General features: G+C 68.5%; 14 protein-coding genes. 10 read left to right on the forward strand and 4 right to left on the reverse strand.

All coding sequences use genetic code 11. The features are described 5' to 3' along the window. Positions 1–28: 28 nt before the first annotated feature. Positions 29–853, reverse strand: a complete 825-nt coding sequence (locus BW737_RS02785) for an alpha/beta fold hydrolase (protein ID WP_086614571.1) — start codon at positions 851–853, stop codon at positions 29–31. A 38-nt stretch (positions 854–891) separates the two neighbouring features. Between BW737_RS02785 and BW737_RS02790 the strand changes: the two genes are divergently transcribed. The 3 genes from BW737_RS02790 to mtnN all read left to right on the forward strand — a co-directional run bounded on the left by BW737_RS02790 (position 892) and on the right by mtnN (position 3,368). Next, positions 892–1,359: an S-ribosylhomocysteine lyase gene (locus tag BW737_RS02790; protein WP_086614570.1), complete on the forward strand. Its 468-nt coding sequence runs from the start codon at positions 892–894 to the stop codon at positions 1,357–1,359. A 647-nt stretch (positions 1,360–2,006) separates the two neighbouring features. Next, positions 2,007–2,594, forward strand: a complete 588-nt coding sequence (locus BW737_RS02800; protein WP_143233240.1) for a PDDEXK family nuclease — start codon at positions 2,007–2,009, stop codon at positions 2,592–2,594. 9 nt (positions 2,595–2,603) lie between these two features. Next, positions 2,604–3,368 (forward strand): 5'-methylthioadenosine/S-adenosylhomocysteine nucleosidase, encoded by a 765-nt coding sequence (mtnN, locus tag BW737_RS02805; RefSeq protein ID WP_257210407.1) that lies wholly within the window; start codon positions 2,604–2,606, stop codon positions 3,366–3,368. A gap of 17 nt (positions 3,369–3,385) precedes the next feature. Here mtnN and BW737_RS02810 read toward each other — a convergent pair whose 3' ends face one another. Further along, entirely contained in the window at positions 3,386–4,972 is a 1,587-nt protein-coding gene (locus BW737_RS02810) for an aspartate:alanine exchanger family transporter (RefSeq protein WP_086614567.1), read from the reverse strand. A 162-nt stretch (positions 4,973–5,134) separates the two neighbouring features. Between BW737_RS02810 and BW737_RS02815 the strand changes: the two genes are divergently transcribed. Together BW737_RS02815 and BW737_RS02820 are read left to right on the forward strand one after the other, a co-directional pair. Beyond that, positions 5,135–7,519: a carbon starvation CstA family protein gene (locus tag BW737_RS02815; RefSeq protein WP_086614566.1), complete on the forward strand. Its 2,385-nt coding sequence runs from the start codon at positions 5,135–5,137 to the stop codon at positions 7,517–7,519. Continuing rightward, complete coding sequence (locus tag BW737_RS02820; protein WP_086614565.1) at positions 7,503–7,766, forward strand: YbdD/YjiX family protein; 264 nt, start codon at positions 7,503–7,505, stop codon at positions 7,764–7,766. The genes BW737_RS02815 and BW737_RS02820 overlap by 17 nt, the downstream gene beginning before the upstream one ends. Positions 7,767–7,781: 15 nt before the next feature. Here BW737_RS02820 and BW737_RS02825 read toward each other — a convergent pair whose 3' ends face one another. Beyond that, positions 7,782–8,177: a substrate-binding domain-containing protein gene (locus BW737_RS02825; protein ID WP_180272023.1), complete on the reverse strand. Its 396-nt coding sequence runs from the start codon at positions 8,175–8,177 to the stop codon at positions 7,782–7,784. Continuing rightward, positions 8,159–8,812 (reverse strand): LacI family DNA-binding transcriptional regulator, encoded by a 654-nt coding sequence (locus BW737_RS02830; protein WP_086614563.1) that lies wholly within the window; start codon positions 8,810–8,812, stop codon positions 8,159–8,161. The genes BW737_RS02825 and BW737_RS02830 overlap by 19 nt, the downstream gene beginning before the upstream one ends. Positions 8,813–8,947: 135 nt before the next feature. On the opposite strand from BW737_RS02830, the gene BW737_RS16605 reads away from it, so the two are divergent. The 5 genes from BW737_RS16605 to BW737_RS02850 are packed head-to-tail and all read left to right on the forward strand — an operon-like array spanning position 8,948 to position 14,236. Further along, positions 8,948–9,937, forward strand: a complete 990-nt coding sequence (locus BW737_RS16605; protein WP_218961756.1) for a glycogen debranching N-terminal domain-containing protein — start codon at positions 8,948–8,950, stop codon at positions 9,935–9,937. Further along, positions 9,930–11,042: an amylo-alpha-1,6-glucosidase gene (locus BW737_RS16610; RefSeq protein ID WP_218961757.1), complete on the forward strand. Its 1,113-nt coding sequence runs from the start codon at positions 9,930–9,932 to the stop codon at positions 11,040–11,042. The genes BW737_RS16605 and BW737_RS16610 overlap by 8 nt, the downstream gene beginning before the upstream one ends. Further along, entirely contained in the window at positions 10,951–12,198 is a 1,248-nt protein-coding gene (locus BW737_RS02840) for a sugar ABC transporter substrate-binding protein (protein WP_086614562.1), read from the forward strand. Before BW737_RS16610 ends, BW737_RS02840 begins: the two co-directional genes overlap by 92 nt. Then, positions 12,195–13,346 (forward strand): carbohydrate ABC transporter permease, encoded by a 1,152-nt coding sequence (locus BW737_RS02845; RefSeq protein ID WP_257210408.1) that lies wholly within the window; start codon positions 12,195–12,197, stop codon positions 13,344–13,346. Before BW737_RS02840 ends, BW737_RS02845 begins: the two co-directional genes overlap by 4 nt. After that, positions 13,343–14,236 (forward strand): carbohydrate ABC transporter permease, encoded by an 894-nt coding sequence (locus tag BW737_RS02850; protein WP_086614561.1) that lies wholly within the window; start codon positions 13,343–13,345, stop codon positions 14,234–14,236. The genes BW737_RS02845 and BW737_RS02850 overlap by 4 nt, the downstream gene beginning before the upstream one ends. Positions 14,237–14,831: the final 595 nt, after the last annotated feature.

Consider the following 14,831-nt stretch of genomic DNA (forward strand, 5'->3'; position numbering starts at 1 on the left):
GCGAGCGTCGAGTTCCGGCGGCGAGGGCCTAGGCCGTTGCGTCCTGTCTGTCCAGCAGCCGGTCCAGCCAGGGGTCCACGGCCGCCCAGAACCCCTCGGGACGGGTGCGCCGCACATCATGGCCCGCACCGGGTACGAGCGCGGTGGCGACGTGCGGGTTGGCGATCCGGGCCAGCAGGTCCAGGCCCGCGGGGCCTACGCGGGCCGAGCCGGGGCGGTCTCCGGTGACCAGCAGCGTAGGCACGCTCAGTGCCGCCATCGCCTCCTCCCATGGCACCGGTGGGGCGACCACGCCGGTGTCCAGCAGTGTCGGATCGACCCGCTGGCTTGCCCACACGCCGGCGATGGCCTCGGCGGCGGGCATCTCCGGGTCGGCCAGGGCGCGGGCCACGGCGCCGGGCAGGTCGGCCAGCTCGGCCGCGCGGGCTCGTTTGCGGGCGGCGACACGCTCCCGCAGCTCCTGCGGGGTGCGGGAGCCGTAGCGGGCCGGGTCCAACAACACGGCCCCGGCGACCAGCTCCGGGCGGCGGACGGCCACGACCATGGCGGTGGCCGCTCCCATGGAGTGACCAATCAAGACCGGGCGGGGGCGGGCCTCGGCAGCGGAGAGCGCCTCGAGGAGTTCGACCACATCGTCAACCAGTACCTCCCCGGCCCGGGCCAACTGCTGCGGCGTCCAACGTGGGGACAGGCCGTGGCCGCGGGCGTCGGCGGCGATGACACGGTAGCCACGGGCTACCCAGTGATCGATGGCCTCGGCCTGGGAGACGGCGGAGCCGGTGATGCCGTGCAGCAGGATGAGGGTCGGGGCGGTGGTAGGGCCGGCGACGATGCGGGCCAGAGGGGTACTCATGCCGTCATTCTTGCGTCGATTCCGGCTAGGGTGAAGGTATGGGCCAGCACCGTATGAACGTGGAGTCCTTCAACCTCGACCACACCAAGGTGGCGGCGCCGTTCGTGCGCATCGCGGACCGCAAGCGGCTGCCGGGCGGCGATGAGCTAGTCAAATACGACGTGCGCTTCTGCCAGCCCAACCGGGACCACCTGGAGATGCGGGCCGTGCACTCCATCGAGCACCTGACCGCCGAGCTCATGCGCAATCACACCGACCGGCTGATCGACTGGGGACCCATGGGCTGCCAGACGGGCTTCTATGCGCTGACCCTGGGCCTGGAGCCGGAGGAGTTCCTGCCACTGTTGGAGCAGACCTTCCGGGACATCCTGGAGGCCACCGAGGTTCCGGCCGCCAATGAGGTGCAGTGCGGTTGGGGCGCCAACCACTCCTTGGAGGCGGCCCAGGAGGCGGTGCGAGGCTTCCTGACCCAGCGCGAGGAGTGGGAGAACGTGTTCGCCAGTTAGGTTTCGGCGGAGAAGTGTCCATCCGCCGCCACTTTTACGACAGCGAACACACCACATCCTCGGCAATTGCCTGGATTGGAGCCGATTTCTACTAGACGCCAGCGGTCTGTCTCCTTAAAAGTGGCGGCAGATGGACAGATGTGTATCCCATGTTCGCGCCACAGCCCGATCTTCAAGGTGACCGGGCGGTTTGTAGATGCCGAAGCCACGGGAGGCAGCGCGGACTGGTGCCGCGCGCACCGCTGGTTGGCCCAGCAGCAGGAGAAGGACCAGCGTCGCCAGCCTGTGGACAATTACGAAGCTGATCGCGAGTTGTCCACAGGCTGGGTTTTTGGCATTGTCGGCAGCGCCTGCCCAGTCGATGCTCACTCCATGGGGTACGCGAACAGGCGGGACCAGATCCTGCGAGTGCTGGCGGCGGCGGGCGGCGCTGCCCGGGCGCGCTACCTCGCCACCGACCGCACCCAGCGGAGAGCGATCGCGCGCATGGTGGAGGAGGGCGTGGTCCAGGAGCATCCGGGGCGCGTCATCGCCCTGCCCGGGACGCGGCGGGAAGTCATTGTCGCCCGGCAGGTGGGTGGCTCATCGGCTGCGCTCATGCCGTGGTTGCGTGCGGGCTCCCCACACAGGATGATCCCAGCCCCCACGTGCACGTGCTTGTGCCCGCCACCCCAGAAGTCACCCCTGTACGCACTACCTGCCATCACATCCCCGGCCTGTATGTGGACCCACTCGGCTCGCCCTATGCCGATGCGGAGACCATGCTGATCACCTTCATGCGGTGCGCGGAACCGCTGGACGCCCTCATCGCCCTGGACGCGGCCCTGCGCGGCGGGCTCGTCACCAAGGAGCAGCTGCGGGCCAGGCTGCCGGGTCGACGCAACGGCAAGCTACACACGCTGCTGGACCGGGCCAATCCCAAGGCACGTTCGCTGCTGGAGACCATTGCGCGCTACGAGCTTGAGGAGGCCGGTGCCATCCCCGAGGTAGGAGTTGAACTGCCCATCGGAGAGCTGGACCTGCTCCTAGGCAAGCTCGATATCGAGACCGACGGACACGAGTTCCATAGTCAGTGGGCCGACTGGGAGCACGACCGCCGTCGCGACCAATGGCTCATCGCGCACGGCTACACCCCGCTACGACTGACCTCACGCCAGGTGCTCACGCATCAGACCGTGGAACTGGTGCGGCCTGTGGCGCAGCGCCTGGGCTGCTGGCCCGATCAGGCCGCCTAAACTCAGGGTATGAGCGCGAAATCGAGTCAGGTGCCGCAATCGACCCGCCGCCGGGTGGCGGCCGTGGTCGTGGTAGCGATGGCGGAGGAGGCGCAACCCTTCCTGGCTCGTCTGCCTCGACTTGCGGACGCGACCGCACCGAGCCTTCCCGGCGGCGCCGAGGCCTGGCCGCTGGACCTGGGCGGGGGCAGGGAACTGCTTCTGGTGCGTTCGGGCATCGGACTGGTGGCCTCCGCGAGCGCACTGGCAACCGCACTGACGCACGTGAAACCGGAGCGCATCGTCTCCGCGGGCACCACCGGGGGCCTGGGCCGCGAAGTGGAGGTCGGGGATGTGTGCGTATCTGCCGATCTGGCCTATACGGACGTGGACGCCACCGCCTTCGGCTACGCATTCGGGCAGACCCCGGGGCAGCCCGCGACCTTCGCCGGGGACCCGGACCTGGTCGCGCGGGCGAGCGCGGCCCGCGACGCCCTGCACGCCGCTACCCCCGCGGCGGGTGCGGCCCGCATCCATGTGGGCCAGATGCTCGCGGGCGGCTCCTTCGTCACCGCCGCGAATGTGAAGGACACCCGCGAGCGCTTCCCGCGGGCGGTAAGCACCGACATGGAGTCGACCGCGCTCGCGCAGGTCGCCCACGCCGCCGAGATTCCCTTCGCCTCGATCCGCGGCGTCTCGGACCTGTGCGGCCCCGAGGCGGGTCAGGACTTCCACATCGGTGCCGACGAGGCCGCCGCCCGCTCGGCCGCCGTAGTGCTGGCGGCGCTGGCCTGAGGCGCCGGCCCCGCCCGTTACACCGCCACCAGCACCTGCACCATGACGATCTTGACCACGATCGCCAGGGCGAACAGCGTGGCGTAACCGGCCTCCACCCGCTCATCGTCGCGCTTGGACAGGGCGAAGGCGAGAATGGCGGGCTGACCCACGAGCCCCGCCAGGCCACCGGCGGCCCGCGGCGCGCTCAAGCCCACCCGGCGGGCACCGGCCAGCAGCACCACCGCGTTTACCACCACGATGAGGGCGGCCAGCCCGCCCACCGCCAGGCCCGTGGTCGAGAACGCGGAGGCGGCGAAGTCCGGGCCGGAGGCCAGCCCGATGGCGGCCAGGAAGAACAGCAGCCCGAGCTGGCGGATGGTGGCGTTGGCGGCGTGCGGCAACTGCCAGATGAAGGGGCCGGTGCGCCCCAGGCGCCCCAGCACCATGCCGACCACGAGCGGCCCCGCCGCCACGCCGAGCCGCAGCGTGATGCCGCCGGGCAGTGGGATGGCGACGAGCCCGGCGAGCACGCCCAGCGCCATGCCGACCCCAACGGAGAAGGCATCGATCTGGGCGATGGACTTCTCCGAGTCGCCGAAGTAGTCGGCGGCCCGCTCCAAGTCTCCGGACGGCACCACGGCCAGCACCCGGTCGCCGAGTTCGAGCACCAGGTCGTCGTTAGCGAGCAGGTCGAGGTCACCGCGGCGCACCCGGGTGATCACGCCCCGGAAGCGGCCGTGCATGTCGAGCTCGCCGATGGTGCGTCCGGCCACGCGCGTGGAGGAGACGGTCAGGCGCCGGTAGTCGACGACGGTACGGTCCTTGGCCAGGCAGCGGTCGTAGCCGGTGCCGAGCTCGTGGACGGCGTCCTCCAGCGCGTTCGGGGCGCCCACAATGACCACCTTGTCCCCCGGCAGCAGCTCCTCGTCTGGGGAGACCACCCGGGTGACCCCCTCACGCTCCAGGTAGGAGATGCGAATGCGGTTGCGCTGGAAGGCCTCCAGGTCGCTCAGGGCAACGCGGCGCAGCAGGAACACGCTGGTGGCGGCCAGACCATCGGCCGACGCCGGCCGAGGGTCCCGCCGTCCCGGCCAGTCGCGGCCAATGACTAGGGCCACGATGAGGATGGCCACGGCCACACCCACGGGGTAGGCCAGGGCATAGCCGACGGCCGGCTCCTGGTTGCCGGCGGCCTCGATGGCGGAGTCCAGGACGGGGCTGGTCAGCGCCCCCGCGTAAGCGCCGGCGTCCATGGCCGGGCTGATGCCGGTCAGGCGGGAGTATGCGGCCCCGGCGCACCCGGCGAGCACGAGCGCCAGCACGCACAGGGCCATGAGCGGCAACTGGCGCCGCAGGTTGCGGAAGAAGGTGTTACCGGCGCCGATGCCGACGGTATAGCAGAACAGCCCCAGGCCGAGGCTGCGCAGCAGGGTGAGGTTCTCCCCCAGGCTCGGATCGAGGGCGCCGACGGCGAGGCCGACGAACAGGGCACCGGCGGCCCCGAAGCGGATGGGGCCGAAGGGGATCTGCCCCACGGCGGTACCCACGCCGATGACTAGAAACACGGTCAAGATCGGCGCAGAGGCGAGCACGTCGACGACGGACGCGAGTACAGCTGACACGGGGCCAGGCTAGCCGGAGCGCTATAACGAATCCCGACACGCCGACGGCGACAGATATCATGACAGTAATTGTCCGGCTACATATGGGAGAACTAAACTGCCCGCGTGCTGGCCCTCCCCGGCCCGCCGTTCGTTTATCCCGCCTCGATGATGAGAGACCGCATGGAAACCGACATAGCCCCTGCCCTCCCCACTTACACACCCGATGAAGAGCGTCTGATCATCCGCAACCGCCAGGGTGTGCCCGTTGGCATAAAACCCCACACCAAGTGGACCCCCAAGAAGATTGTCCTGTGGGTAGCCATCACGGCCCTGGGCGTGCTCGGCTGGTGGATGCTGGCCGTCGTACGCGGCGAGAGCGTCAACACCATCTGGTTCGTTGTCACCGCGATCTGCACCTACGCCATCGGCTACCGCTTCTACGCCCTGTACATCCAGCGCACCATCATGCGCCCGGACGACACCAACGCCACCCCGGCCGAGCGCATCAACAACGGCCGCGACTTCGACCCCACCCACCGCGTCGTCCTGTACGGGCACCACTTCGCCGCCATCGCCGGCGCGGGCCCGCTGGTCGGCCCCGTGCTGGCCGCCCAGATGGGCTACCTGCCGGGTACGCTGTGGATCATCCTCGGCGTCGTCGTCGCCGGCGCGGTTCAGGACATGCTGGTCCTGTTCTTCTCCATGCGCCGCGGCGGCCGCTCGCTGGGGCAGATGGCGACCGACGAGATCGGCCGGGTCGGCGGCACCGTGGCCACCGTGGTGGTCCTGGTCATGCTCATGATCGTGCTGGCGGTGCTGGCCATGGTGTGCGTCAACGCGCTCGCCGAGTCCCCCTGGGGTGTCTTCTCCGTCGGCTGCACCATTCCGATCGCCATCTGCATGGGCCTGTGGCTGCGCTTCGTCCAGCCCGGCCGCATCACCCAGGTATCCGTTGTCGGCTTCGCCGTCCTCATCGTCGTCATCATCTCCGGCCGCTGGGTCGCGGAGTCCTCCTTCGGCCAGTACCTGCACCTGTCACCCACCACGCTGGTGTGGTGCATGATCGTCTACGGCTTCCTCGCCGCCGTTCTGCCCGTGTGGGTGCTGCTCACCCCGCGCGACTACCTGTCCACCTTCATGAAGGTCGGCACCATCGCGGTCCTGGCCGCCGGCATCATCATCGTGCGGCCCGTGGTCGAGATGGCCGCCGTCTCCGAGTTTGCCCTGAACACCGACGGCCCCGTGTTTGCCGGCAAGCTCTTCCCCTTCCTGTTCATCACCATCGCCTGCGGCGCCCTGTCCGGCATGCACGCCACCGTGTCCTCCGGCACCAGCCCGAAGATGATTCAGAAGGAGAACCAGGTGCGCATGATCGGCTACGCCGGCATGCTCATGGAGTCCTTCGTCGCGATCATGGCCCTGGCGGCCGCGGTCTCGCTGAGCCCGGGCATCTACTTCTCCATGAACACCTCCGCCGCCACCATGAACACACTCGCCGGCGACGACGTCGTCGCCACGGCCTCCAACCGCGAGGAGGTCGCGGCAGCCGCCGTCTCCAACCTAGGGGTAACCGACGCCCACGGGGAGTCACTGGTCCCGGTGTGGGACTCCTGGGACGAGGACGGCAACCCCAAGACCTACACGGGTGCGGAGGCGCTGGAGCAGGTGGCCTCCGACGTCGGCGAGCCGAGCATCATCTCCCGCACCGGCGGCGCCCCCACCCTGAGCGTGGGCATGTCGCACATCCTCCACCAGATTGGCGGCGGCCGGACCATGATGGGCTTCTGGTACCACTTCGCCATCATGTTCGAGGCGCTGTTCATTCTCTCCGCCGTCGACGCCGTCACCCGCGTGGCCCGCTTCCAGCTCGGCGACGCCCTGGGCAACATCTGGCCGAAGTTCCGCGACCCGTCCTGGCACGTGGGGGCGTGGGCGACCACCGGCGTCGTGGTGGCGGCCTGGGGCTCGCTGCTGCTGATGGGCGTGACCGATCCGCGCGGCGGCATCCAGACGCTCTACCCGCTCTTCGGCATCGCCAACCAACTCATCGCGGCCATCGCGCTGCTGCTGTGCCTGGTGATGACGGTGCGCAAGGGGCGGCTGAAGCATGCGTGGATTCCCGCGATTCCGCTGGCCTTCGATACGGCCGTCACCTTCACGGCATCGTGGCAGAAGATCTTCTCCACCGATCCGCAGGTGGGCTACTTCCAGCAGTGGCGTGACGCGCGAGCACTGCTACCCACGCTCACCGACCCCGAGGCGATCAGCGTGCAGCGAGCCATCATTCGCAACACCATGATCCAGGGCACCCTGTCGGTGGTGTTCCTCGTGCTCGTCGCCTTCGTCATGGTGTGCGCTGCCATCACCATGATCCGGGCCGTGCGCACAGGTGACACCACCACGTCCGAGGATCCGTACCAGGAGTCGAACTTCTACGCCCCCGAACACCTGTTCGCCAGCCCGCTGGAGAAGAAGCTCGTCAACGAGTATGCGCTCGTTGGCGACCCGGCGCTCATTCCGGGACGCTCCGCCGAGGCAGGCGACGCCGATGCCCGGGACCGCTGAGGTGGCCCGGACGTCGAGGCCCGCCGCGCCGGGGAGCACCACCCCGGCGCGGCGGGCGCGCCGGATTCGCGCGGGCCTGGCGCGGGCGCGTGGGCTGTGGCGCGACTTCACCGGTGAGTCCGCGTACGACCGCTATGTCGAACGGCATCGGCGCGAGCACCCCGATCACGCCCCGCTGACGGCGCGCCAGTGGTGGCGAGCCCGGGCCGAGTTCGACGAGCGCAACGTGAGCGCCGGCTGCTGCTGATCCGGTTGGACCAGGTCAAGCCACTCGCATGCTCGGATCCTGGATGACGGCGCGGCGAACGCGCAGCTCGGGGGTGATGATTCGCGTGGTGGCACCGCGCGTGGTGACCTGGCCGTCCTGCACGAGCAGCTCGAGGACCGCCTGCGCTACGAGGTCAATGCGCTGGTCCACACTGGATAGGCCGACGGCACGTGCGACGGGTGTGTCGTCGAAGCCGATGACGCTTACGCCCGGCCCGGCGGCGAGTAGGGCCCCGAATGCGAGCGAGTCTGAGGCACAGACCAGGCCGTCGATGTCGGGATGACGCTCGAAGAGCTCGGCTGCGGCGTGCATGGCATCCGCGACACGGTCGGGGCAGGTCGCCACGAGTTCGTCAGCGTCCTGCTCATCTACTACGCCGCGATCCACCACGGCGGCGCGCCACCCCGCGCATCGAGAGGCACCCTGGCCGGCGGAGTCGGGCCAGCCGAGGAAGCCACCCGCCTGGCCCCGGAGTCGATCAGATACTCGGCCGCGGCCCGGGTGCCAGCGGCGCCGTCGACGTCCACCCAGGGGTGGGTTGCGGTCTCCTCCGCACCCCAGGGCCTGCCGAAGGATACATAGGGCACCTGCTGCTCATTCAGCCAGGCCGGCCGCGGGTCCCCGGCCTGCGTGTCGGTGAGGATGAAGCCGTCCACGTCCCCGGATGCGACCAATTCGCGCAGCCGGACGATCTCCTCCTCGCGGTCGGCGGCGGTGTACAGCAGTATGCGCAGGCCCAGTTCAGCGGCGCGCACCGTGACCTCGTGGAGAAAGACGTCGAGGATCGTGCCGGAGATGCCTGCCGGCAGGGGCGCCAGGCGTAGGCCGATGGTGTCGGAGCGGCGGGTGCGCAGCCGTCGAGCTGCGGCGTGGGCGCGGTAGCCGAGTGCGTCGATGGCGGAGTGCACCCTGCGGGCGGTTGCTGGCCGGACCCGCTCGGGGTTGTTAAGGACATTGGAAACAGTCTGGGTGGAAACGCCGGCGCGCCGTGCGACATCCTGAATGGTCACGGCCCTGGCTGCCATGCGTCTCCCCCTGTCATGCGTCGCGCTCTTCGTCCGAGCACAGCCTACGACACCGCTAGCGAACCTCTCCGTTTATAACGATCAAAGACAGTCGTTCTGCGTGCTTGATCGTTAAAATACGTTCCCCTATGGTAGATGCGTTCACGTCATGTCGATGAATCCGAGGCCGCCGTGCACTCTCTCCAACCCCTACTCCACGAGCAGGTCATACTCGTCTGCGCCCCGGCACAGGCGCTGGTGGCGCCGGACGGCTCCATGGGTGCGGCACCCATTCAGGGCGTATACCACTCGGATGTACGCGTGCTGCGCCGGTATGCGGCCACCGTCACCGGCTCCGTCGTCGAACACCTGAGCACCGATCAGCGCAGTGCCTCGGCAGTACGCCATCTCGCGCTCGCCCGCGGCCTCGACCGCCATGGCGCCGATCCCCGCACCGTCCTCATCACCGACCGCTCACTGTCGTGCGATGCCGAACAAGCCGGCTTCACCGAGACGCTCACCGTGCAAACCGCTCGACGCCGGCCCACCTCAACGGTGCTCACGATCGAACTGGCCGCCGATCTGTCCCCGATGGATATGGTCAAGGCTGGCGACCGGATGGATGACCTCTCCTGGTCACTGATAGACACCACCACCGCCTCGTTACAGCGCGGGGCGGTCCGCACCGCCGTCAGCGCACCGGGCGCGAGGCTGGCCACCAAAGGCACAACCCTGCTCCTGCAGTGGGACGCCGAGGCCGACGCGGCACACCCCTTCACCGCCTCCTGGTCCCTGACCGCCTCCGACGCCGACGCCGTGGTCCAGGCGGCATCCGTCCTGCCGACTCGCCGGCGCAGCCAGTACATGACGCGCAGGCCCAGGCCTGGCTGGAGGTGGCATTCGACGACCTCGACCACCTGCTGCTGGCCCGCCGGGCGACCCCGGATCGTCCTTTCGCAGCCGCAGGCGCGCCCTGGTTCCTCACCCTGTTCGGCCGGGACTCCCTGTGGACTGCGCGGCTGCTGCTGGAGGCCGACGACCCCTGGTCCCTGGCCCTGGCGGAGGGAACCCTGCGCACCCTGGCCGATCTTCAGGCCGTCGGCACAACGTCGGCACCGCCGAGCAGCCCGGCAAGATCATGCATGAGCTGCGCCGCGCCGCCAACACGCTCGACTCCACCACGGTTCTGCCACCGCTCTACTACGGCACGATAGACGCCACCGCGCTGTGGATCCTCACACTCGCCGACGCCCGTCGCGCGGGCCTGCCCGAGCACGTCGTGCGCAACCTGCTTCCAGCCTTGCGGAGTGCGCTGATCTGGTTGACCCACTGCGCCGACATGGACGGCGACGGATTCATCGAATACGACGGCGGCCTCGATTCCGGGCTGACCAATCAGGGGTGGAAGGACTCCGGCGACTCCATCCAATTCTCCGACGGCCGCCTCGCCCAGGGGCCGATCGCGCTCGTGGAGGTGCAGGCCTACGCCTACGCCGCCGCCCTCGCCGGGGCGGCTCTGCTGGATGAGCTCGGTGACGCCACCGATGCCGCCATGGTGAGGGAGCTGACCTCCTGGGCAGCGGTCCTACGTGAGCGCTTCACACCCGCTTTCTGGCGCGGCGACACCGCGACCGGATACCCCGTCATCGCCCTGGATGCCCACAAGCGACAGGTCGACTCACTGACGAGCAACATCGGCCACCTGCTGGGCACGGGCATTCTCGGCCCGGCGCAGTCGCGCCGGGTCGCCGAGCTGCTGGTCTCCCCCGAGCTCAACTCCGGCTACGGGCTACGCACCCTGGCATCCACCATGGGCGGTTACTGGCCCCTGAGCTATCACGGCGGATCCGTCTGGACCCATGACACCGCCATCGCCGTCGATGGACTGCTGCGCGATGCTTCGCCGCCCAGGCGCGCGTGCTCGCCGAGGCCCTGCTGGACGCGGCGCCCCACTTCGATTACCGCATGCCCGAATTGTTCTCCGGAGCGCCCGCCGACGGCGGCGCGCCGGTTCCCTACCCGGCCTCCTGCCGACCACAGGCGTGGGCGGCAGCCGCCAGCGCCGTCGTCGCCCGCGCGGTCTGAGTCCGACACCCCCGCAAGCCAAGCCCACACCAACCCGCAGCCCCATCCGGGGCACCTCAAAGGAGAGAACGAACATGAAGATCACCCGCCGCGCCTTCAGCACCTCCGCCCTCGCCGCCGCAATCACGGCGGCCCTGGCCGCCTGCGGCTCCAACTCCATGAATGAGTCCGACTCCGGCGGCACCTCGACGTCAGGGTCGGACGCCGGCCTCACCCTCCTGATTGGCTCCTCGGGTGACGCCGAGACCGCGGCCTACACCGCCGCCCTGGAGTCCTTCACAGCCGAGACCGGTATCGCGGTCGAGCTCCAGCTGGCCACCGACCTCCAGCAGGAACTCGCCCAGGGATTCGCGGCGAACTCGCCGGCCGACGTCTTCTACCTGGCCCCCGACTACCTCGCCGCATACGCGGGCAACGGGTCTCTCTACGCCTACGGCGACCAACTGAGCAACGCCGAGGACTTCTACCCGTCCCTGGTCTCCAGCCTCACCTACGACGGCGTCCTGTACGGCGCCCCGAAGGACTTCTCCACCCTGGCCCTGTTCATCAACACGGCCATGTGGGAGGAGGCCGGGCTGACCGAGTCCGACTACCCGACCGACTGGGCCTCACTTGAATCTGTCGCCGAAAAGCTCGCCGGTGCCGGCGTCACACCACTCACATGCAGCCCCGAATATGCCCGCATTGGCGCCTTCATGGCCCAGGCGGGCGGCGGACTCACCAACGCCGACGGCACCGAGGCGACGGCCGACTCCGAGGGCTCGATCGCGGGCTTGACCGAGGTGAAGAACCTGCTCGAATCCGAAGCTCTCGTCTTCTCCTCCGACCTCGGCGCCGGCTGGGGCGGGGAGGCCTTCGGTTCCGGCCTAGCGGCCATGGCCATCGAGGGCAACTGGCTGGTCGGCTCCTTGTCCGCCGACTACCCCGACGTCGAATACGTGGCCGTCGAGCTTCCCGCGGGTCCCGCCGGGAAGGGCACCATGCAGTTCACCAACGGCTACGGCATCGCCGAGGCGTCGGCGCACAAGGAGGACGCCGTCAGGCTGGTGGAGTTCCTGACCTCCACCGAGCAGCAACTGGCCTTCGCCCAGGCCTTCGGGGTGATGCCCTCGGTATCCTCCGCCCGCGAGCAGTGGGAGTCGGAGAACCCGACCATGACCGCCTTCATCGCCGGCGCCGACTACGCCATCAGCGTCCCGACCGCCGCCGGGGCGGCCGACGTCGTCGCGGACTTCAACTCCCAGATCGCCACGCTGGCGAGCTCCGATCCGCAGACGATCCTGGGCTCCGTCCAGACCAACCTTGAGGCCGTGATCGCGTGAGTGCCCGCCGATCCCGCTCCGGGGCGGAGGCCGTGGGGGCACGCCGTCGTCGCAGAGGAGGTGACCTGACCGGTTGGCTGTTCGTTGGTCCGGCCGTGATCGTCCTCGCCGTCTTCTTGCTCTTCCCCGTCCTGATGGCGGCGTGGGTGAGCGTGTCCGACTGGAGCGGGATCGGCAACCCGCTATCCGGCTCCGTCAACTTCGTCGGCGCCGACAATTACACCGAGCTGGTTGCCGGCGGGCTGGCGACCCGCGACTTCGGCGTCGCGCTGCGCAACAACCTCTGGTACGTGCTGCTGGTGGTGCCGACGCAGACCCTCCTGTCCCTGTTCCTGGCCGTACTCGTGAACCAGAAGGTCATGGCCCGCGGGGTCTTCCGCACCGCCTTCTACTTCCCCTCGGTGACGAGCTCGGTGGCCATCACCGTGCTGTGGCTCTTCCTGTTCAGCGCCTCCGGCGCCGTCAACAAGATCCTGTCCTACCTCGGCGTACACGGACCGAATTGGTTCCACGACCCCACCGGCATCGTCGCCGCCTTCCTGAGCCTGTTCGGCATCGACGGGTCGCGCACTCTGACAGGCAGGTTCCTCGGGGTGACGGCGTGGGAGTGGCTGTCCGGGCCGTCCTTCGCGATGACGGCGTTCATCATCATGGCGGTGTTCACCACCTCGGGCACCTTCATGCTGATCTTCCTGTCCGCCCTCCAGTCGCTGAGCCCGTCGGTGGATGAGGCGGCCATGATCGACGGCGCGGGTACCTGGACCCGGTTCTGGAGGGTGACGGTCCCTCAGCTCAAGCCGACCTTCTTCACCGTCATCACGCTCGGCCTCATCGGCTGCTGGCAGGTATTCGACCAGATCTACACGGGCACGCAGGGCGACCCCGGCAAGACCACGCTCACACCCGCGTACCTGTCCTATCAGGCCGCCTTCGCCAACCAGAAATGGGGCCGCGGCTCCGCGATCGCCTTCGTGCTGTTCGCCATCATCATTCTGTTCACACTGCTGCAACGCTGGGTGCTGCGCGACAAGGACGAGGCCCGGGCGAGGCGGATCGAGCGCCGTCGGCTGCGGCAGTCCCGGCACCGACGGCGGGGTGCCGGGCAGGCGGTCACCGTCAACGACGTCGTCGAGGGGGCAGGTAAATGAACACCTCCGAAGCATCCGGGCGCCACGTGGACCACGGCCGCGGCCGCACCGCCGGGCGGCGGGCCCGACTGCGGGTGAGCAGGGTGGGGCTGTACCTGGTCCTCGTGGTCCTGGCGCTGGGCTACGTATTCCCGTTCCTGATCAATATCGCCACCTCCTTCAAGACGGAGTCCGAGGCGACGGCCGACCCGCTGGGCCTGATCCCGCGCACCTTCTCCACGGCTGCATACGCCAAGCTCTTCGGGGCATCGGACTTCCCACTGTGGATGCGCAACTCGGTGGTCGTCACGGTCGTGGTGACTGCGGGGCGCGTGCTGTTCGACTCGATGGCCGGGTATGCGCTTGCCCGCATCCCCTTCCGGGGGCGTGGAGTCGTCTACGCGCTGCTGGTGGCGGTCATGTCGGTGCCGGGTGTGGTGCTGCTGATTCCAAAGTTCCTCGTCATTAATCAGCTGTCGATGTACGACTCCTGGGCGGGCCTGATCGTGCCCCTGCTGTGCGACGCCGCGGGGGTGTTCATCATGAAGGGATTCTTCGAATCGATACCCGCCTCGGTGGAGGAGCAGGCGCGTGTGGACGGGGCGGGAACCTGGAGGATCTTCTTCTCGATTGTGCTGCCCATGAGCGTGCCCAGCCTGGTGACCATCACGATCCTGTCCTTCCAAGGATCGTGGAACGAGTTGAGCCATTTCATCGTGGCTTCGCGATCCTTCGGGCTGGTCACCCTGACCAAGGGCGTAGCGCAATTGAGCGCCGGCAGCCTGGGGCAGGGCAATCAGTACCCGCTGAAACTGGGAGCCGCCCTCATTATGACGGTGCCGGTGGCCGTACTGTTCTTCATCTTCCAACGGCGGATCATGGACACGACCTCGGGCGCGGTCAAGGAGTGAATCCCTGGAGGTTGGGGGCTCGCTGCGGGACCCGAATGCGTCTGCTGCGCCGGCTCGCGGTCTGTTACGCCACTTAGCGGTCTGCTGTATACCGCTGCGCCCTTCAGCAGACCGTTAACCGGCGTTGTTAACGGCGAAGTGGCGTTGTAGACGCCCGGCGGGGTGGTGGTTGTGGTGGCCGGCCCCGGGGCCACCGGGGGTGTCTGGGGTGGCGAAGGTGGCGGTTGCGGGTGTGGTGTGTGGGGCCGGTATGGCGTTCGCCGAAAAGTCACGGTCGGATATACGGTACAAAGTTTGGTACGTTTTGACCCCGGCTTTTTCGCATGGCCTCGTTGAAAGCTGGTGGCTGGAGGGGCCTGGAGGGGTGTCGGTGGCGCTTGGCTTGTTTTCAACGAAAAATGGTAGTTTTGGGGTGGTGCCAGTCGGTCTCGTGGGGTGCTTGCGGGGCCGGTGGCGATCTCGAGCCTGGAAGCGGCGGTATGGCGCGGTTTCCAGGGGTAAGGTCAGGAAGCACCTCGCACCTCAAGGTGCATTAAGACGCGGAGTTGTTCGCGTCGGAGACCATGTAGCCCAGTCAGGAAGCACCTCGCACCTC

The sequence above is a fragment of the Actinomyces ruminis genome (assembly GCF_002154335.2).
In the GTDB taxonomy this organism is placed as follows: domain Bacteria; phylum Actinomycetota; class Actinomycetes; order Actinomycetales; family Actinomycetaceae; genus Actinomyces; species Actinomyces ruminis.